We start from the raw sequence: 17,913 nt of genomic DNA, 5'->3' as shown, positions 1-17,913 counted from the left end.
ATCATGAAATCAAATGTTCATCCACAAAGTTCGAAAGTTCATCCAAGCCAGCCTTAAACAACTTACTATCTTGAGCTAAACCTAAACGGAAATAGTATTCTTTATCAAAGCAAGATCCTGGCACAAAGAAAACACCTTTTTCTGCCAATAATAATTTTGCGAACGTCTCACTCTTTAACTCAAAATAATATTTCAGAAAACACACAGTACCACCACTTGGCAATACACATTCAAAATAAGGATTTTCTTTAAGCCATTCATGAACAATGGTTTTATTAGATGAAATAATTTCCTTCGCTCTTAAAATCAATTCATCCTTATGCTTAAGGGCAATCCACCCTAATTTATCCACTAAAGGACCTGTAGAAATCATAGAATAATCCCTTCTCACATTGATTTGATGAATCACATATGTATTGGCTTTGATCCACCCAAGACGTAATCCGGCAAGCGAGAAAATCTTACTTAGACTCGAAGTTGAAATACCATTCTCATATAAATCGCTTATAGAAGCCTCGTCATTCAACCCGCGATATACTTCATCACAAAGAATATACGTATTATATGGTTTACATAATTCAATCAATGCATTTAAAAAACACCTTGAATATTCCGTTCCCGTTGGATTTGAAGGATTATTTAAAATAATCATTTTCGTTGAGGGATTTAAAATATCCCTAAACTTTTCCACACTCAGCTGCCAATTCATTTCATCCAATTCTACCAGATGCACTTTACAACCAAGTGATTTTGGAACATCCACAAACTGTTGGTATCCAGGAACCACACTAATGACTTCATCCCCTTTTTCTAATAAAGTATTCATCACGAGTTCATTTGCCTGCAAACACCCTTGCGCCGTTGTGATATTGTCAATTGTTCCATGCTCATATAAAGATAAGATTTCCTTTTTTAATTCAATATCGCCTGTAATCTGACCATAATCTAATGTTAAATTCGAAAAATCAAATTCTTCCAAGTCTAACAATTCTTGTAAAGTAAGTGCTTTTACACATGTATCTGTCATGTTGTAGATGGCATCATTTTCATAGTCATTCATCCATTGTTCGACTTTAAAATCTGGCAATCTCATTCGTAGAATACCTTACTCAAGAAATCCTTTGCACGATCCGACTGAGGATTCTCAAAGAATTTTTCACTCGTATTCTCTTCTACAATTTCACCTTGATCCAAGAAAACAACTCGAGTTCCTACCTTTCTCGCAAAGCCCATTTCATGTGTAACCACAACCATTGTCATTCCTTGTTTACCAAGATCTTTCATTACTTCAAGTACTTCCTTGATCATTTCTGGATCTAAAGCACTTGTAGGTTCATCAAACAACATAATATCTGGATTCATACATAAGGCTCTCGCAATCGCAACACGCTGTTTTTGTCCACCAGACAAGTTATTAGGATACGCATCTTTCTTTTCTAACAATCCAACTTTATCTAAATACTCTAAAGCTGTTTTTTCAGCCTCTTCATCCGATTTGTTTAACACTTCTACCTGAGCTAACTTACAATTTTGTAAAACCGACATATTCGGAAATAAATTAAAATGTTGGAAGACAAATCCCATACGATTTCGTTGTGCACGAAACTTCTTTTCATCATTTGGATTCATCCATTCATCATCCATATAAATTTTTCCTGAATCTACATGTTCCAAACCATGAATACAACGCAACAACGTACTTTTCCCTGAACCACTTGGACCAATCAACGAGATAATATCGCCTTTATTGACTTCTAAGTTCACATTTTTTAGGGCATGTGTTTTATTAAAATTTTTTGAAACATTCTCTACTCTAATCACTTACAGCCAACCTCTTTTCTACTTTATTTCCAATACAAGAAACAATACATGTCATAATCAAATAGAATATTGCCGCTAACATATATGGCGACATAACATCATAATACTCAGCTCCAATGACTTGTGCACCCTTTAAAAGTTCCACTGCACCAATACAACTAATCAAAGAACTATCTTTGATCAAAGTAATAAATTCGCTGATCAATGGTGGTACTACACGCTTAAATGCTTGGGGTAAAATGACCAGTTTCATTGTTTTCCAATTTGATAATCCCAAAGTTTCACAAGCTTCCCACTGACCTTTATCCACGCCATTGATTCCTGAACGTAACAATTCCGTTTGATATGCGCCAGAGTTAATACTAAGGGCAATCATACCTATTACGATCGGGTTGATTCTTAAAACGCTACCCGTAAAAGCTGTATAAATCGATGGAATAACAGAGAAAATAATCAAAATCTGTAGAAGCAATGGTGTGCCACGAATGATTGTGACATACACAAACGCTATAGCTCTAGGCACCTTATGTTTGCTTCTTCTTCCACTGGCTCCTAAAATTCCAAGGACTAAACCAATTAAAAGGGAAAGCGCTGCAATCGCAACCGACAACAGCGCACCCTTCGCCAAATAGAGTATATTCTCTAATGTAAATACCTGATCAATCGCAACAAACATACACTTTCCTCACTTTTCTTTTACTTTGTTTCTAATGGAGATAAATCGTATTTTTCACATAACTTAGCATAATCATCACTCGCCAAGAATTTCTTAATACATGTATTCATCTTCTTAATCATATCTGTATTACCTTTTTTCGCAATGATGTAGTTTTGTTCATCCATTAAAGATTCATCTAACATTTTAAACTCGCCACTCTTTACATAGTTTTTCGCTACACCCAAGTCAACGATAGCTGCATCATATTGATTTGCACTTAATGCATTCATAATATCTTGTACATTCTTTAATCCAGTTACTTTGGCATCCTTAACTTCTTTTGCGGCAGCCTCACCAGTAGCTCCAGTTTGAGCAACTAAAGATTTACCTTCTAAATCCGCAGTCGATGCGATATCTGAATCTTTTGGGATCACAGCAACCTGGCTTGATCCTAAGTATGGATCTGACCATTCTACTTTACGTTTTGAATCATAGGTAAATCCTGAAATACCCACATCAATTTGATCACCTTGAAGCTGTGTAATGATATTATCAAAATCCATCTTCTTCATTTCTAACTTGTAAGTAACGCCTTCTTCATCACTTAGATATTCTTCAAAACACTTCATCATATCTGGATCGAATCCAACAATGTCTCCCTTTTTATTTTCGGATTCATAAGGAGCATAATCTGGAGAAATCCCCACAGTAATTGTTTTTACATCCTCTGATTCACTTGAACATCCTGCCATTGTCAATGCGGTTAAAGCCGCCATACCTAATTTAATAATTTTTTTCATTTTATATTCCTACCTTTCTTCATGTGTAAATCAAAAATTATTCTATATCGTCGATCACTTTCCATTCACACACACCCTTTCTAATAAAAAAAACGCCCAAATATATTGGACGTTATATACGCGGTACCACCAAAATTCCATCTGCCTATACAGATGACACCTCATTCTTAACGCGAATTCACGATTTAGCCTCAAACCTTCGACTAAATAACTCCAAGACACGTTCCAAAAGATTTTTCAATAACTTGCACCTACCGTTATCTCTCTTAAGAAAAATTACTTTTGTACTTCTTCTTTTCTTTGTTTATGTAAACTATTATATTCACTTTCTGAAAACATGCAAGATAAAATTGAAATATTTTTACATTTGTTTACAAAAAAATAGAACCTCCTAAGAGATTCTATTCATTTTCTGCAATAAATTCATTTAAAGCATCGATTGTTTTTGTGTATTGCTCTTTGACTGCACCAAATTGTTGTAGCCCCAACTCCAAGTTTCCTGCTCGCAAACTCTCTGTGATTTCAAAACTAGGCTTATATAGATGATCAAAGCCTAAGTTCATACATACTCCTTTTAAAGTATGTGCAGCTCGAAAAGCTAAATCCACTTGTTTTTCGTTCAAAGCCGTTTCTAATTCTTGAAAACTCGTATCATCTTTAAATTTTAACGCAAACTTTTCAATCATTTTAGCACTTGGCAAACGCTTAATAACATCTTGATAGTTTGCTCCCATTTTTACATAACATTCTTCGATTGTCATTCTATTTTCCTCTCTAAAATATAACTGAATATTAAATTAATATTTTAATTAAAGCTTTTTTAAATCATCTATATTCTATAATCTAACCAAATAAAATGCAATATAAAAAGGAAGCAAAAGCTTCCTGAATGATTAGTTCTTTAATGCTTGTAATGGTGCAGGAATTCTTCCTCCACGATTGATCATGACATCGTTTGAAATCTGAGAAATTGGCATCACTGGACCAGCACCTAATAAACCACCAAAGTCTAATTCATCTCCAACATCTTTTCCAATCGCAGGAATCACACGTACAGCTGTCGTCTTTGTGTTAACCATACCGATTGCAGCTTCATCCGCAATAATTCCTGAAATAACGCTTGCGCTTGTTTCACCTGGAATTACAATCATATCCAATCCAACACTACATACTGCCGTCATTGCTTCTAATTTTTCTAATTTTAATGCCCCTGTTCTTGCCGCATGAATCATACCTGCATCTTCACTCACTGGAATGAAAGCACCTGATAATCCACCAACATTGCTTGTTGCCATAACGCCGCCTTTTTTAACCGCATCATTCAACATGGCTAAGCAAGCTGTTGTTCCATAAGCCCCACAAGTTTCTAATCCCATTTCTTCTAGAATATAGGCAACACTATCACCAACAGCTGGAGTTGGAGCTAATGACAAGTCCACAATTCCAAATGGCACACCTAGTTTTTCACTGGCAACAGTTCCAACCAATTGTCCCATACGCGTAATCTTAAAGGCTGTTCGTTTGATTAAATCTGCAATCTGATCCATACGCAATGATTTATCGGCTTTACTTAATACAGCACGCACAACACCTGGTCCAGATACACCGACATTGATTACACAATCGGCTTCACCTACACCATGGAAGGCACCAGCCATAAATGGATTGTCTTCAGGCGCATTACAGAATACAACAAGTTTAGCAGCGCCTAAACAATTGTCATCCTTTGTATATTCAGCACAACGCTTCACAATACGTCCCATCTGTGCAACGGCATCCATATTGATTCCAGCTTTTGTACTACCTACATTGACACTAGCACAAACATGCTGCGTTTTCGCCAAGGCTTCAGGAATAGATTCAATCAATTCATTATCCCCTGCTGCATATCCTTTTTGTACTAACGCAGAATATCCACCAATAAAATCAACCCCTAATTTTTGAGCACAACGCTCTAAAGTTAATGCATATTCAACTGGATTTCCTCCTGAACAAGCCACTAACATCGCAATTGGGGTTACACTGATACGTTTATTTACAACGGGAATACCATAAGTCTTACTAAAATCGTTTCCAACTTTTACTAAGTCTTTGGCTAAGCGGCAAATCTTTTCTTCCACTTTTTGACATGACACATGAATGTCTGGATCCATACAATCCAATAAACTAATACCCATTGTGATTGTACGAATATCCAAATATTCTTCGTCAATCATCTTTATTGTTTCTAAAATTTCATTTGTCTGCATAGGAATACCTCATTAAATTTTGTGCATAGAATTGAAAATATCCTGATGCATACAACGAATGACTAGATTCTTTTCTTTCCCTAATTTTTCCATTCTTTCCGCAAATTCATTTAATGGAATACTCATTTCATCAATCGCAACCATCATAGTCATAGTAAACATAGAATCTACGATTGTTTGAGTTACATCCAATACATTTAGATTGTAGTTTGCGCATTCATTGGCAATCATAGCCAAGATTCCTACTTTGTCTTTTCCAATTACACTAATAACAGCCTTCATCATCATTCTCCTTAAAATTTGATTTCACATTTTTCAAAGCGTATAAGCTCATATGGTTCATATGCACTCTGGATTCCCTGCACATTCACATCATATTCACTTGGCATAAAGGATACCTCATTTTGTTGATTTAGACAATCCTTAATAATTTGACTTTGTTCTTTTGTCAAAGTATGTGACTTCTTGAAACAAATGTCATTTGCCTTATCAACCAATACAATTTCGACATCTAGACAATCATTTTTAAATAAGTGTTCTTTCCAGTCACACTCTTGTACATTGAAATAAAAATCACTGGAATCAATATCGCCACCTTCAAGCACAAACACGGCAATATCGTTTGTGTAACAAAAATGAAGATCGATACCACTATTCAACATATCAATTTCCTCCTGTGTCCAATCCTCATCTTTTATTACTAACATAAAACGGTTTTCTACATAGTCCATAATGGCACCAAAATCGATGTCATATGCGAATTTTTCTTTTTTTCCCATACATCCATTATAAAGATTATCTCAAGAAAAAGCGAATCAATTTCTCATTCATTTTCGTATAAGGCTGATAACGCATAGGTAAGTCAATCATTCTCTTTTTATCTACAATACTCTTTGTGTGACTAAACGTATCAAAGCCACGTTTTCCATGATAAGAACCCATACCACTTTCGCCTACGCCACCAAAGCCCATATTACTAGTAGCTAAATGAATCACAACATCATTGATACAACCACCACCAAAGGCTACTTCACTTGTTACTTTCTTCGATACCTGTTTATTATTTGTGAAAATATATAAAGCTAATGGGCTAGGCATAGAATTAATTTTATCGATAATCCAATCTAAATCTGAATATGTCAAAACTGGCATAACAGGCCCAAATATCTCTTCCTGCATAATTGGATCTGAAAAATCCACGTCATCCATCACTGTTGGTTCAATTTGTAGATCATGATGTTTTCCACCATATACAACCTTCTCCTTATCAATTAAGCCCAATATTCTCTTATAATGCTTTTCACTAATAATATGACCATAATCATCTAAGCTCGCATATTGACGTTTAATTTCCGCAATCACACATTCGATAAATCGATCTTTTATAGATTCATGCACCAATATATAGTCTGGAGCTACACAAGTTTGTCCACAATTCAAATATTTTCCAAACACAATTCTTCGTGCAGCTAATTTGATATCTGCATCTTTATCTACAATACAAGGACTTTTTCCACCCAATTCTAAAGTAACCGGTGTTAAATATTGACTCGCCTTATTCATCACAATTTTTCCTACACGTTTTGAACCTGTATAAAAAATATAGTCAAACTTTGAATCTAGTAGTTTAGAACTCACTTCACTATCTCCAAGTACACAAGCCACATATTCTGGATCAAAGTATTCTTCAATCATATCCTTAATAACTTGGGATGTGTGTGGACTAAATTCACTTGGTTTTAATACAACCGTATTTCCTGCTGCAAGTGCATCAATTAACGGATCAATAGATAATAAAAATGGATAATTCCAAGGACTGATGACTAACACCACACCATAGGGACTTGGCTTTTCAAAACTGCGCGACAAAAATTGTGCCAATGGTGTATATACAGTCTTTTCTTTAGCGAACTTACGAATGTGTTTTTCCATGTAAGTTAATTCACTTAAAGCTAACCCTACTTCACACATATACGTTTCAAAATTTGATTTTCCAACATCCTTTTTTATTGCCTCATTGATTCTATCTTCATAAGCTAAAATTGCCTTTTTTAAAGTTTTTAAGGCATTTACTCTAAAATCAACATCTAGAGTTTTATGTTGATTAAAAAATTCTCTTTGGTTTAAAACGATTGGATCCATACTTAATCCTCCACTACTAAATCATACACTTTTTCTAACTCTTTTACATCCCACAAAACTGGAACTGGATACAATGGATTGGCTTCATGATCCGCATAAAGAGCCAATTCATGTATATCTGATTTTTTCAAATCACTAAATGTGGATGAAATGCCAAAATGCTTTTTCATTAAAGTAATTTGTTCAATAAAACGCTCTGCCCCCACTTTATAAGAATCATTCACATTACAGATTCCACAATACAAAGCCATTTCATATAACTTCTTATACACACTTTCTCCATATTGTTTCAACACAACATCTAACAATGTCGCATTAGCCAGTCCATGCGCAATATTATATTTTCCACCTAATGAATGGGCTATCGCATGCACATATCCCACATATGAAACTGTAAAGGCATGTCCTGCATAGTAGGCAGCATCCAACATATTGCTTCTAGCTTCTAAATCATTCCCATTCTCATACACCTTATATATATTTTCAAAAATAAGTTTTGTGGCCCTTAACGCATAATCACGCGTCTTTTCTGTAGTCGAATTTCCAATATAAGCCTCAATCGCATGGGTTAAAGCATCCATCCCTGTACATGCCGTTATAAATGGAGGCAAAGATAATGTGGGTTTAGGATCTAGAACCGCATAATCAGGAATCAAATTAAAATCGTTGATCGCATATTTATGACGTGTTTTTGAATCTACAATGACAGCCGCAAGAGTTGTTTCACTTCCTGTTCCAGCTGTGGTAGGTACACAAATCAACAATGGTAGTTTCTTCCATATCCTTAAGATTCCCTCCATCTTTGAGAGTGGTTTCTTAGGGCGAGCAAGTCTAGCACCAACGGCCTTAGCACAATCCATACTGGACCCTCCACCAAAACCTATCAAAGCCTGACACTTAGAAGATAAGTATATATTTTTAGCTTCTTCTACATTATCACTCGTTGGATTTGCGACCGTCTTATCATAAATTACATATGAAATAGAATGATGATCCAAGTGTTCACACATACGATCTAATATACCCAATTGATGTACTGTAGAATCAGTAATAACCATGACTTTAGAAATATGATTATCCATACAAACATGAGAAATCAAAGATGTACTCTTTAATATTTCTGGAGTTCGATAGGGTAAAACAGGAATTACAAGTTTAAAACAATTCTGAAAAATTCGACAATATATTTTCTTAAACGTATTCATAAAGTACCTCCGTTTAGTTAACTTTGTATACTTTATATTCATTTGTTCACTTTGTCAACTATAAAAATATGGACACATACATGTCCATATCCTTATGATTTCATCAATAACCTTTCAATCGACTCTTTACTTACTGAATCCTTTATCTACCATCTTTTAATACATCTCACATTATACATATAAGAAAAGAAGAGATTTTTTCTCTTCTTATCAATCACTTAATACTTGTTTTAGGCTCTCAACAGATATTGAACAAACCTTAGAAATCTCATTGACACTCATTCCATTCTTTATCATAGTCTTGTACAAAAGAACCTGTCCTAGTTCTACACCCTGTTCAATGCCTCGTTCAATTCCTTGTTTGATTCCTTTTTTTATTCCTTCAGCTTCCCATTCCTTTGATTTTACTTCAAGCCATCTCTTTTCCGCTTCACACATCTCAATACACCTAAGCTTTCATCAATAGCTTTTTAATCGACTCTTCACTTACTGAGAAAATCGATGCGATAGCTTTAACACTGAATCCTTTTTCTAGCATGGTTTGATATACTTCAAATTGATTTAGTTCAATTCCTTGTTCAATGCCTTTTCTTATTCCTTCAGCTTCCCATTCCTTTGACTTTACTTCTAGCCATCTCTTTTCTGCTTCGCACATCTCAATCTCCTCCTTTTCCTCTAGTTCTTTTAAATCCAACCACTCTACATCCGTCAATGTCTTGACTACTTTTAACACACTGCTTTTCACTAGTCCAAAATCATTGGCCTTTCCTTCATAAATAGATTGATCATAAATACTACGACATATGTAGAATAGATTATACACATCTTCTTCATTAAAATTATATGAAGTATTTCCCGTGATTTCAATCAGATTCATTTTGTAGTCATTGAAATAAGATTTGAACCTTTCATCCACCTCTACAAGTTCAGAAAGCTGTCTAGCCGCATTCCAAGGCCTTTCACCTGTATAGAACACAAGAATGTGCACCATTGGAAGTTTCTCTTTTACCTTATTCTTCTTTGACTTCTTTAACATTCGCTCATAAGCTACAAACTCATATGTAGCCGCTCTTACAACCATTGAATAATCCACACGACTTTGATTCTCAATAATGAATGCACTATATACATTTCCATCATTATACTTACGAATCACATCCACATGCTTTTCTAAATCCATATTCGCATCATTCATCTCTGAATCGAGTTCTTCACAGTTCTCTGGTTTAAGAACTTTTTCTCCATTAAAGAAGTAGGCATTAAAAAAGTCGACAAAATAGGCATCGTTTTCTAGAAACTCCTTCATTGTTTCATCTTTTCTTTCCTCCATATTCTTAAACGTTTTTTTTGAAGGTTTTTCCAAAAAAGATGCATATTTTGACAATTTCACATAATTCAATCCGATTTCACAAGATTTACCAAAGTTATAAGAAAATTATGACAACATGGAATGATATTCTATAAGTGCCTTAAAGATAAGGCAATGAATATAGAAATAAACCAATATTCATATCTCTCTCCTAAAAATAATAATAAACAAAAAGAAACCATTCTAGACGCCAACACTAGAATGGTTTCTTTTCTACTAAACTTGTAGAATATAGCTATTCTTTGTTACAATACAACTATGCCAAGAATTCAAAATGATTGTATAAATACAATAGAAATTAAAAAAAGTAAATTTATTACGTATCTTCATAGAACACAAGATGAACAAGAGGCTAAGGACTTTTTAAAAGCCATAAAAAAAGAACATCCCAATGCCAATCATCATTGTACAGCTATGATTATAGGAAACATTATGCGATCTAACGACGATGGAGAGCCAAGCCAGACAGCCGGTCATCCCATGTTAGATGTTTTAATGCATAATGAAATGCAAGATATTCTAGCCGTTGTAGTACGCTATTTTGGCGGAATCAAGCTTGGAACTGGCGGTCTTGTAAGAGCCTATAGCTCAAGCGTTTCTGAAGCTTTAAAAGTGGCAACACTGACAACTGTAACTACACTTCAAGAATATCAAATTCATTTTTCTTATGATCTCATTGGAAAAATCGACCATTACTTTAGAACACAAAACATTGAAGTCATAGAACAACAATATGAAGAAGACGTTGTCTATCATTTCCTTGTTCAAGAAGATATTTCTAAAGATTTAATGGAACTTACAAATGGAAAAATACAAATTCAATATATACAAGATATTGAAACTGAATGTGTGATTTAATCTACACACAATGATATACTTTAGAAAAGCGAGGTACCTTTATGGATAATATTCTTACTCTTATTGCCTTTTTTGTGATTATCTTTATATTTGGAACTCTAGCAAGCTGGCTACTTCCATTTATTTTACCAATCATCATTTTCTTTTGGATTATTTCTCTATTTACAGGAAGAAGACACGTACATGTTCATACATTCAATAGTACACAAAATCAAGAAGAACAACCAAAATCAACTCCAAAACATGGAGCTATTGATGTTGAATATACAGAACACGAAGATGATGGAGATAACCAATGATTTGTCACAACAGTGTTGGATATGATGCACAAATCAAAGACTTGTTGATTAAATCCGCATTTAATATGGATGAAAAAGAAATTGATGCCTGGATGAAATATCAATATGATCCACAACACATGTTCTGCTTGTGGCAAGATGATAAAATCACTTCTTGTCTTCAAGTCACAAAAAGAACGATGATGTTTTTAGATCGACAAATGCGTGTATCTGTGATTGGTATGGCTGCGACCTTACCTGATTATAGACAAAGAAAACAATTTTCTAGCTTATTAGATGCCGCCATTTCACAAGCTACCTACAATGATTTATTGACAATCACATATACAAATATGCCCAAATTATTTGAGGCAAAAAGCTTTCAACACATTTCAAACACAAAAGAATATTGGATTGGAGCTCCACTATGCAGAAGTGGAAATCCTTTCCACGTAAAACAAAAAGCAGACAATTTATACCCATTATATTTTCAGTTCATGCAGTATTTTGATGGCAGTATTCTATTAAGTGAAGATGAATTCAACCAACTCCTTCAATACCATCAAAGCCTACAAAAAAACATTGTCACAATGATAAACGAGGATAAACAACCAAAAGGATTTGCGATATATTCTACAAAAGATCATCAGGCACATATCGAAGTTTTAGTTTATTTTGATTCACAAGCCATTCAAGATCTTTTAAGTTATTTATCCATCAACAACGAAGTAACATCCATTCTAATCAGTGAAAGTGAAAGATTCGATAAATTATTCCCGCTTCATTTTCCTAGAACCGATAAAAAATTAATGGTCAGACTCAACAATTATAAATTATTCGATAAATTCTCTAACACAAACATTAGAAACGCAAAAACAGCCTACGAACTATTAGAAAAGCCTACATGGAACCATTTCCAGTAGGCTTTTTATTATGAAACGCAAAAAAGGAGGCATCGCTAAAAACCTCCCTTTTTGCTTAGAATAATGGATTTAGATACTTTCAACAAGCATCCTCCATTATCTTAACACGTTTTAAATGAAATGAAACAAATTATTTTTGTTTCGCCAAAGTCTCCAACATATTTCGAGCCACACTATATTCATAATAAGGACCCAATTGATTGTTTGCGGCATACTTTGCCACTTCCAAAGCTGTACATGGCGCATACGAATGTTCAAACATCGACAACATTTGTAAGTCATTGCCACCGTCACCATATACCGCTATCTCATCATCTTCAATATGTAAATACTGCCCTAACCAATGTACGGCATTCCCCTTATTCACACCTTGTTTCGTAATTTCAATCAAATTTTTATCACAAGGCGCATTCACAATTGAACTCGAATACTTTTCTAAAAATTTATACAAACGATTATACGATTTACCAGGCTGCAAATGTGAGTTGATCTTACAAACATCTTTAGATAAAATTTCCTCTTTCGATTGATCAAACACCAAACGCTTTGAAACATTCTCCATAAAGAACTTCGCAACTTCAACATTATCCCCATCCGGATGAGGCATTCTCTCCATTTTCTCAAAGAACTCCTCTTTCGATTGTTTCGTGTACGTTTTATAGGGCGTAATAAATTCTAAATCTAAATCATCAAACTCTTCTAGAATAATTTTCAAAATATCCTTATCAATTAAATCTAGTTTTAACGTTTCTCCTTCAGGACTCATAATCAAAGCCCCATTCATACAAATACGATAGATCTTATTTTCTAATCCATTCAATTCCGTCATTGAACAATCACGACCTGTTGAAATCGTAAAAACTGCATTTTCACGCACAATCTTTTCAACCGTGACCTTAATCAATTCATCAAACTGATGACTTCTAGCAAGTAAAGTACCATCTAGATCCGATGCGAATAACTTAATCATTTGAACTCTCCACTAACGAATACGCAAGCTTCAACATGTTGTCGACATTCTGTAATCCATAATCCAACGTTTCAATTTGAGCCACTGGAATTTTAACTTTCTCTTTCATTTCCGGAATCTTAAAACGAACCTGTGGACCTACTAAAATACAATCATAGTCCTGCCACTTTGATTCATAGCCTCCAACACCCGTCGCCTTCACAACTAAATCTTTTCCGTTTTCACTTGCCCATTTTTCCATCTTTTTAACAATCAAGCCAGTCGACATTCCACCGGCACACACAAATAATATTTTCATATTCACCATCCCTAAAACTCAATCTCTCCTGTTATATGATATGCCCTACGATAACTCACATTACGATTTTTACGCTTCATATTATTGTCTTCTCCAGGAAAATACATCGGATTTTTATGTGTTTTTTTATATCCTTCATAAATATCCAAAGCATCCTGATACACTTCTTTCACATTCATCGTTCCATACATCATCGCTGGAATCACATAGATTGGAACTTGATTACCATACTTCTCAATATATTCTTCTACCTTATATGAAAGATGTGGACAAGCCATGATCACATCATATTCATCATAATGTTCATGTACTTCTTTAAAAGGACAAAATCCTATCTTTAACTTATCATCATACCCTTTTTCAACAAGTTCACTCTTAACTTTTCGCATCAATACACTACTTGAAAAGCCACCCCCACAGCAGATGCACACCCTTAGCATGCACCCACCATTTTTGTCCGAAGCTGATAATAAGCCCCAATTAGATTGGCATCATTTCTAAATTCACAAGCCACAACTTCAACAGGACGCAAAGGAAACATCGGTAAAAACAACTTTTTATATTGTTCATTGATTTTTTCAATCAATAAAGGCTGCGCTGAAATGCCTCCGCCAATCGCAAATTTTTCTGGATCAAAAATAGCTTGAATATTATAAAGCTGTAACGCAACGTAGAAACAAAATTCATCTAGAGCTGCCAATACTTTTTCATTGCCTGCATTTGCCATTTCAAAGATTTCTTCACCACTATACTTTTCATCGGTTTCTAAATACTTTTGTACTAAACCCAATAAACCAGCAATCCCACTTGTGAAAGCCCATAGGCCTTGATAGTTGGCTGGATACGCATTGTTTGTGTACAAACAAGAAACTTCTCCTGCAGAAAAACGACGTCCATTATGTACTTTTTTATCCTTGATCAAACATCCACCAATGCCCGTACCTAAAATAATCGCCACACTATCCTGAACATCTTTTAAAGCACCATATCCAACTTCAGCACTACCTGCACACTTGGCATCATTACCAACCCAAACAGGAACATCATATTTTTCACTTAACACCTTTTCAACCGGTTCATTTTGAATATATGTCAAAGCGCCTCCCGTTAATGCGATTCCATTTTCAGAATCAATCACACCCGGCATACTTAATGCGATTCCATCAATATCACTTGGTACAATAGTATCAATCGCATCATATAAATCTTTTACGGTATATTCACAATTACCATCCATTGAAGTTGGTGCTGGCGTTTTAATTTTTCCACTATCCAACTTATTTCTATTTTCATCTAACAAGGCATATTTAATTGAACTGCCCCCAATATCCATCGCAAATATTTTCATAGTAATAATAGCCCCCTGTCTCGATAAGACGTATCTGCTAAATTTTTAATCTCAAAATGATCTGTATATTCTAAAATTGTCACTGAACAATTGTCAACATCTCCAACTTTTTCCATATGCTTCATAAAACGAGCTTCATCCAAATAATTCAAAGCCCCCATAATCACACCACCATGCGCAACAACTAATACATTATCCGTATGTGATTTGGCAATCGTTTCTAAACAAGCCATAAAGCGTTGATTACTTGTCACCATTGTTTCTCCGCCATACATCTCAAAACCCTTTTCATACACATGAATATCTGTGAATACATCCGCTTCTTTTTCGCCTTCTAAAGAGCCAAAATTCAACTCTTTCAATCCCTTCACATAGGCATAACGCACATCTCGATCTTTTAGAATATAATGCAACGTATCCATAGCTCTTTCACTCGTTGAGCTATAGGCATACTCAAAAGGAATCGACTGCAGCGTTTTTGACACTGCAATCGCTTGTTTGATACCCTCTTGTGTTAATGGAGAATCACACCAACCTTGTACTTTCTTTTGTTGATTGAATAAGGTTTGTCCATGACGCACAAGATAAATTTTCATTAATCTAGATTCTCTCCATTCGATGCGATAACCTTTTTATACCAATAGAATGAATCTTTACGACTTCTTGAATAATCACCCGTACCATCATCTTGTTTATCTACATAGATAAATCCATAACGCTTACGCATTTCACCTGTTCCTGCAGACACTAAGTCAATGCATCCCCAAGTTGTATACGCAATTAGATCCACACCGTTTTGAATGGCCTTATCCATTGCTTGAATGTGTTGTCTATAGTAATCGATACGGAATGGATCATGAATACTTCCATCTTCTTCCACAGTATCAAATGCACCCAAACCATTTTCAACAATCAATAATGGAATTTCATAACGGTCATACATCATTTCTAAATAGTACTGTAATCCAGTTGGATCGGTTGCCCATCCCCAATCTGAATATTGAAGATATTCATTACGTGCACCTGCAGAGAAATTTCCTCCCACTTTGTCCGTTACTGTATGTGTAGTCACTACCGTAGACATGTAGTAAGAGAATGAGTACATATCCACTGTACCTTTTTTCAAATCCTCTAAATCTTCTGGTAAGATTTCCAATTCTACATTGTGCTCTTTCCACAAACGCTTCGCGTAAGTAGGATATTTACCCTTACATTGCACATCGCCACAATAGAAGATTCCCTGTTCCCAAGTGTGACGATTTAAGATAATATCACTAGGATCACAAGTCATTGGATAGAATGTAATTCCACAAATCATACATCCAATCTTATTTTCCGGATCAATTTCATGTCCAATTTGAACGGCTTTGGCACTTGCCACAAACTGATGATGTAAGATTTGGTACGCATTTTGGTAATCCTCATCACTTGCCTTATTGCCAAACATTTCCAAGAACATAACTGTATTGTTGATTTCATTGAATGTTAACCAATATTTAACCAATCCCTTGAATTCTTCAAAACATGTCTTCGCAAAGCGCGTATAGAACTCAATCAACTTACGATTCTTCCAGCCACCATAATGTTCTTCCAAATATAATGGTGTATCAAAATGCCAAATTGTAACTAAAGGTTCAATATTGTGTTTTCTTAATTCTGTAAATACATTACGATAGAATTCAATACCCTTTTGGTTTGGCACTTCTTCATCCCCATTTGGGAATAGTCTTGACCAAGAAATTGACATACGGAATGTCTTAAATCCCATTTCTCCCATTAGAGCAATATCTTCTTTATAATGATGATAAAAATCAATTCCATCATGATTTGGATATAGATAATCATCTAATACCGCATAATGCGCGCCTTCAGGAATACCCCTTGGACTTTCTGGTTCTGCATGAGGATTTCCATCCTTATCTATATATGTCACTAAACGAGGTGCATTCACACTTCCTCCTGTTTTTACATCCGTTAAAGCAGGGCCTCTGCCATCTACATTCCAAGCTCCTTCACATTGGTTGGCCGCTGTTGCGCCACCCCATAAAAATCCTTTTGGAAAACTCATCTTATTTACCTTCACTCTCTATATTTACATTTCCACTACTTACACCCGATACAGCTTCATCTAATGGAAGCCACTCTAGTGCTTTATAAATAAACGTATCCCAGAATACCCAGTCATGACCTCCAGGTCCTGTTTGGTATTCATGTTCAATTTCTTTTTCTAATAAATACTGATGGAATTGTTCATTCTGTTCTTTCAACATAAAATCCTCGGTTCCACAAGCTATAAACAACTTAGGAAACTCCTCTGATTTTAAACCATCCACCAAGGCATAATAATCCATATCACTGCCTTTTAATTTTGAAATATCCCCAAAAATCGATTCATAATAATAGCGATTGCCCATTGGGTTTAAATCCTCATATGTCGATGAATATACCCCATCTAAAACAAGTGCACTTGATAATGCGACAATCGAACCAAACGTATCATGATATTTCAAACCATTGCGCAATGCGCCATAGCCACCCATGGATAATCCACCAATGAATGTATCTTCACGTTTAGTTGATAATGGAAAGCTTCGTCTTGTGAAATCCACAAGTTCTTCTCCAATAAACGTTCCAAAATTATCCATACTATGTGGCTGATCCACATAGAATTTATTTTCTCCACTTGGCATCACGACCGCCAAGTTTTTCTCTTGCGCCCAAGCCTCAATTCTTGTGCCATTGATCCAATCCGATGTACTGCCAAAGATTCCATGAAGCAAATACAACGTTTTAAAGGTTGTCTGCGGCTTAAAATTTGGGTCTGTAAACACAAATTTATCGGTTGGTAAAATCACAGTAATATCAACTGTACGCATCAATGATTTCGAAAAAAAGTTACATGTTAAATGTGCCATAATCTATACCTCATCATATGTATATAAATGAATATTATTTTCTTTTATATACGCTTTTAATTCTTCACTCGTTAAAAAA

22 protein-coding genes and 1 other annotated feature are annotated in these 17,913 nt (G+C 35.0%); of the genes, 3 read left to right on the top strand and 19 right to left on the bottom strand.

Annotated features, from left to right (window positions below; translation table 11 throughout):
• Position 1 precedes the first annotated feature (1 nt).
• The 12 genes from Q0F04_RS06385 to Q0F04_RS06330 form a co-directional block, all read right to left on the bottom strand.
• Complete coding sequence (locus Q0F04_RS06385; RefSeq protein WP_295751431.1) at positions 2-1,093, bottom strand: aminotransferase class I/II-fold pyridoxal phosphate-dependent enzyme; 1,092 nt, start codon at positions 1,091-1,093, stop codon at positions 2-4.
• Complete coding sequence (locus Q0F04_RS06380) at positions 1,090-1,821, bottom strand: amino acid ABC transporter ATP-binding protein (RefSeq protein ID WP_295751428.1); 732 nt, start codon at positions 1,819-1,821, stop codon at positions 1,090-1,092. The genes Q0F04_RS06385 and Q0F04_RS06380 overlap by 4 nt, the downstream gene beginning before the upstream one ends.
• On the bottom strand, positions 1,814-2,497 hold the full coding sequence (locus tag Q0F04_RS06375) for an amino acid ABC transporter permease (protein WP_295751425.1): 684 nt from the start codon (positions 2,495-2,497) through the stop codon (positions 1,814-1,816). The genes Q0F04_RS06380 and Q0F04_RS06375 overlap by 8 nt, the downstream gene beginning before the upstream one ends.
• Before the next feature lie 20 nt (positions 2,498-2,517).
• Positions 2,518-3,279, bottom strand: coding sequence for a transporter substrate-binding domain-containing protein (locus Q0F04_RS06370; protein WP_295751423.1), 762 nt, complete (start codon positions 3,277-3,279; stop codon positions 2,518-2,520).
• Between the two features lie 102 nt (positions 3,280-3,381).
• Positions 3,382-3,589: a binding site (T-box leader), on the bottom strand.
• 91 nt (positions 3,590-3,680) lie between these two features.
• Positions 3,681-4,040: an Hpt domain-containing protein gene (locus Q0F04_RS06365; protein ID WP_295751421.1), complete on the bottom strand. Its 360-nt coding sequence runs from the start codon at positions 4,038-4,040 to the stop codon at positions 3,681-3,683.
• A 132-nt stretch (positions 4,041-4,172) separates the two neighbouring features.
• Entirely contained in the window at positions 4,173-5,528 is a 1,356-nt protein-coding gene (locus tag Q0F04_RS06360) for a PFL family protein (protein WP_117572641.1), read from the bottom strand.
• A 12-nt stretch (positions 5,529-5,540) separates the two neighbouring features.
• A complete protein-coding gene (locus Q0F04_RS06355) occupies positions 5,541-5,810 on the bottom strand; it encodes an ACT domain-containing protein (RefSeq protein ID WP_117572639.1) in 270 nt (89 codons plus the stop codon).
• A gap of 11 nt (positions 5,811-5,821) precedes the next feature.
• Positions 5,822-6,307, bottom strand: a complete 486-nt coding sequence (locus tag Q0F04_RS06350; RefSeq protein WP_117572637.1) for a hypothetical protein — start codon at positions 6,305-6,307, stop codon at positions 5,822-5,824.
• A gap of 16 nt (positions 6,308-6,323) precedes the next feature.
• Positions 6,324-7,670: an aldehyde dehydrogenase gene (locus tag Q0F04_RS06345; protein ID WP_295751419.1), complete on the bottom strand. Its 1,347-nt coding sequence runs from the start codon at positions 7,668-7,670 to the stop codon at positions 6,324-6,326.
• A 2-nt stretch (positions 7,671-7,672) separates the two neighbouring features.
• Positions 7,673-8,875 (bottom strand): iron-containing alcohol dehydrogenase, encoded by a 1,203-nt coding sequence (locus Q0F04_RS06340; RefSeq protein ID WP_295751417.1) that lies wholly within the window; start codon positions 8,873-8,875, stop codon positions 7,673-7,675.
• A 210-nt stretch (positions 8,876-9,085) separates the two neighbouring features.
• Complete coding sequence (locus Q0F04_RS06335; protein ID WP_295751415.1) at positions 9,086-9,313, bottom strand: hypothetical protein; 228 nt, start codon at positions 9,311-9,313, stop codon at positions 9,086-9,088.
• A 10-nt stretch (positions 9,314-9,323) separates the two neighbouring features.
• The gene (locus Q0F04_RS06330; RefSeq protein ID WP_295751413.1) at positions 9,324-10,238 is read right to left on the bottom strand and encodes an Rpn family recombination-promoting nuclease/putative transposase; all 915 of its coding nucleotides are present in this window, start codon (positions 10,236-10,238) and stop codon (positions 9,324-9,326) included.
• A 264-nt stretch (positions 10,239-10,502) separates the two neighbouring features.
• On the opposite strand from Q0F04_RS06330, the gene Q0F04_RS06325 reads away from it, so the two are divergent.
• From Q0F04_RS06325 to Q0F04_RS06315, 3 genes are read left to right on the top strand one after another with little or no spacing between them, the layout of a single operon-like run.
• Positions 10,503-11,102: a YigZ family protein gene (locus tag Q0F04_RS06325; RefSeq protein ID WP_295751410.1), complete on the top strand. Its 600-nt coding sequence runs from the start codon at positions 10,503-10,505 to the stop codon at positions 11,100-11,102.
• Positions 11,103-11,143: 41 nt separating this feature from the next.
• Positions 11,144-11,401, top strand: coding sequence for a hypothetical protein (locus Q0F04_RS06320; RefSeq protein ID WP_295751407.1), 258 nt, complete (start codon positions 11,144-11,146; stop codon positions 11,399-11,401).
• The gene (locus Q0F04_RS06315; RefSeq protein WP_295751406.1) at positions 11,398-12,303 is read left to right on the top strand and encodes a GNAT family N-acetyltransferase; all 906 of its coding nucleotides are present in this window, start codon (positions 11,398-11,400) and stop codon (positions 12,301-12,303) included. The genes Q0F04_RS06320 and Q0F04_RS06315 overlap by 4 nt, the downstream gene beginning before the upstream one ends.
• A gap of 130 nt (positions 12,304-12,433) precedes the next feature.
• Here Q0F04_RS06315 and Q0F04_RS06310 read toward each other — a convergent pair whose 3' ends face one another.
• The 7 genes from Q0F04_RS06310 to Q0F04_RS06280 are packed head-to-tail and all read right to left on the bottom strand — an operon-like array spanning position 12,434 to position 17,834.
• Positions 12,434-13,273, bottom strand: coding sequence for an HAD family hydrolase (locus Q0F04_RS06310; protein ID WP_295751403.1), 840 nt, complete (start codon positions 13,271-13,273; stop codon positions 12,434-12,436).
• Positions 13,266-13,571 carry a PTS sugar transporter subunit IIB gene (locus tag Q0F04_RS06305; RefSeq protein WP_118357302.1) on the bottom strand — a complete coding sequence of 102 codons (306 nt, stop codon included), beginning with the start codon at positions 13,569-13,571 and terminating at the stop codon, positions 13,266-13,268. The genes Q0F04_RS06310 and Q0F04_RS06305 overlap by 8 nt, the downstream gene beginning before the upstream one ends.
• 11 nt (positions 13,572-13,582) lie before the next feature.
• The gene (locus tag Q0F04_RS06300; protein WP_295751398.1) at positions 13,583-14,011 is read right to left on the bottom strand and encodes a PTS sugar transporter subunit IIB; all 429 of its coding nucleotides are present in this window, start codon (positions 14,009-14,011) and stop codon (positions 13,583-13,585) included.
• Entirely contained in the window at positions 14,005-14,919 is a 915-nt protein-coding gene (locus tag Q0F04_RS06295; protein ID WP_295751395.1) for an ROK family protein, read from the bottom strand. The genes Q0F04_RS06300 and Q0F04_RS06295 overlap by 7 nt, the downstream gene beginning before the upstream one ends.
• A complete protein-coding gene (locus Q0F04_RS06290; protein ID WP_295751392.1) occupies positions 14,916-15,515 on the bottom strand; it encodes a histidine phosphatase family protein in 600 nt (199 codons plus the stop codon). The genes Q0F04_RS06295 and Q0F04_RS06290 overlap by 4 nt, the downstream gene beginning before the upstream one ends.
• Complete coding sequence (locus tag Q0F04_RS06285) at positions 15,515-16,987, bottom strand: family 1 glycosylhydrolase (RefSeq protein WP_295751390.1); 1,473 nt, start codon at positions 16,985-16,987, stop codon at positions 15,515-15,517. The genes Q0F04_RS06290 and Q0F04_RS06285 overlap by 1 nt, the downstream gene beginning before the upstream one ends.
• Position 16,988: 1 nt before the next feature.
• Complete coding sequence (locus tag Q0F04_RS06280) at positions 16,989-17,834, bottom strand: alpha/beta hydrolase family protein (protein ID WP_295751387.1); 846 nt, start codon at positions 17,832-17,834, stop codon at positions 16,989-16,991.
• Positions 17,835-17,913 lie beyond the last annotated feature (79 nt).

The organism is uncultured Holdemanella sp. (assembly GCF_934772795.1).
Classification (GTDB): Bacteria; Bacillota_I; Bacilli_A; order Erysipelotrichales; family Erysipelotrichaceae; genus Holdemanella.
Note: the sequence above shows the minus strand (reverse complement) of the source record. Positions and strands in the feature narration are given on the sequence as shown.

Bases quoted from the DNA above. Each gene is read 5' to 3' on its own strand.
- Q0F04_RS06340 (WP_295751417.1), bottom strand. From the start codon at position 8,875: ATGAATACGTTTAAGAAAATATATTGTCGAATTTTTCAGAATTGTTTT.
- Q0F04_RS06375 (WP_295751425.1), bottom strand. From the start codon at position 2,497: ATGTTTGTTGCGATTGATCAGGTATTTACATTAGAGAATATACTCTAT.
- Q0F04_RS06285 (WP_295751390.1), bottom strand. From the start codon at position 16,987: ATGAGTTTTCCAAAAGGATTTTTATGGGGTGGCGCAACAGCGGCCAAC.
- Q0F04_RS06365 (WP_295751421.1), bottom strand. From the start codon at position 4,040: ATGACAATCGAAGAATGTTATGTAAAAATGGGAGCAAACTATCAAGAT.
- Q0F04_RS06315 (WP_295751406.1), top strand. From the start codon at position 11,398: ATGATTTGTCACAACAGTGTTGGATATGATGCACAAATCAAAGACTTG.
- Q0F04_RS06300 (WP_295751398.1), bottom strand. From the start codon at position 14,011: ATGCTAAGGGTGTGCATCTGCTGTGGGGGTGGCTTTTCAAGTAGTGTA.
- Q0F04_RS06295 (WP_295751395.1), bottom strand. From the start codon at position 14,919: ATGAAAATATTTGCGATGGATATTGGGGGCAGTTCAATTAAATATGCC.
- Q0F04_RS06370 (WP_295751423.1), bottom strand. From the start codon at position 3,279: ATGAAAAAAATTATTAAATTAGGTATGGCGGCTTTAACCGCATTGACA.
- Q0F04_RS06355 (WP_117572639.1), bottom strand. From the start codon at position 5,810: ATGAAGGCTGTTATTAGTGTAATTGGAAAAGACAAAGTAGGAATCTTG.
- Q0F04_RS06385 (WP_295751431.1), bottom strand. From the start codon at position 1,093: ATGAGATTGCCAGATTTTAAAGTCGAACAATGGATGAATGACTATGAA.
- Q0F04_RS06345 (WP_295751419.1), bottom strand. From the start codon at position 7,670: ATGGATCCAATCGTTTTAAACCAAAGAGAATTTTTTAATCAACATAAA.
- Q0F04_RS06305 (WP_118357302.1), bottom strand. From the start codon at position 13,571: ATGAAAATATTATTTGTGTGTGCCGGTGGAATGTCGACTGGCTTGATT.
- Q0F04_RS06310 (WP_295751403.1), bottom strand. From the start codon at position 13,273: ATGATTAAGTTATTCGCATCGGATCTAGATGGTACTTTACTTGCTAGA.
- Q0F04_RS06280 (WP_295751387.1), bottom strand. From the start codon at position 17,834: ATGGCACATTTAACATGTAACTTTTTTTCGAAATCATTGATGCGTACA.
- Q0F04_RS06335 (WP_295751415.1), bottom strand. From the start codon at position 9,313: ATGTGTGAAGCGGAAAAGAGATGGCTTGAAGTAAAATCAAAGGAATGG.
- Q0F04_RS06350 (WP_117572637.1), bottom strand. From the start codon at position 6,307: ATGGGAAAAAAAGAAAAATTCGCATATGACATCGATTTTGGTGCCATT.
- Q0F04_RS06290 (WP_295751392.1), bottom strand. From the start codon at position 15,515: ATGAAAATTTATCTTGTGCGTCATGGACAAACCTTATTCAATCAACAA.
- Q0F04_RS06360 (WP_117572641.1), bottom strand. From the start codon at position 5,528: ATGCAGACAAATGAAATTTTAGAAACAATAAAGATGATTGACGAAGAA.
- Q0F04_RS06325 (WP_295751410.1), top strand. From the start codon at position 10,503: ATGCCAAGAATTCAAAATGATTGTATAAATACAATAGAAATTAAAAAA.
- Q0F04_RS06320 (WP_295751407.1), top strand. From the start codon at position 11,144: ATGGATAATATTCTTACTCTTATTGCCTTTTTTGTGATTATCTTTATA.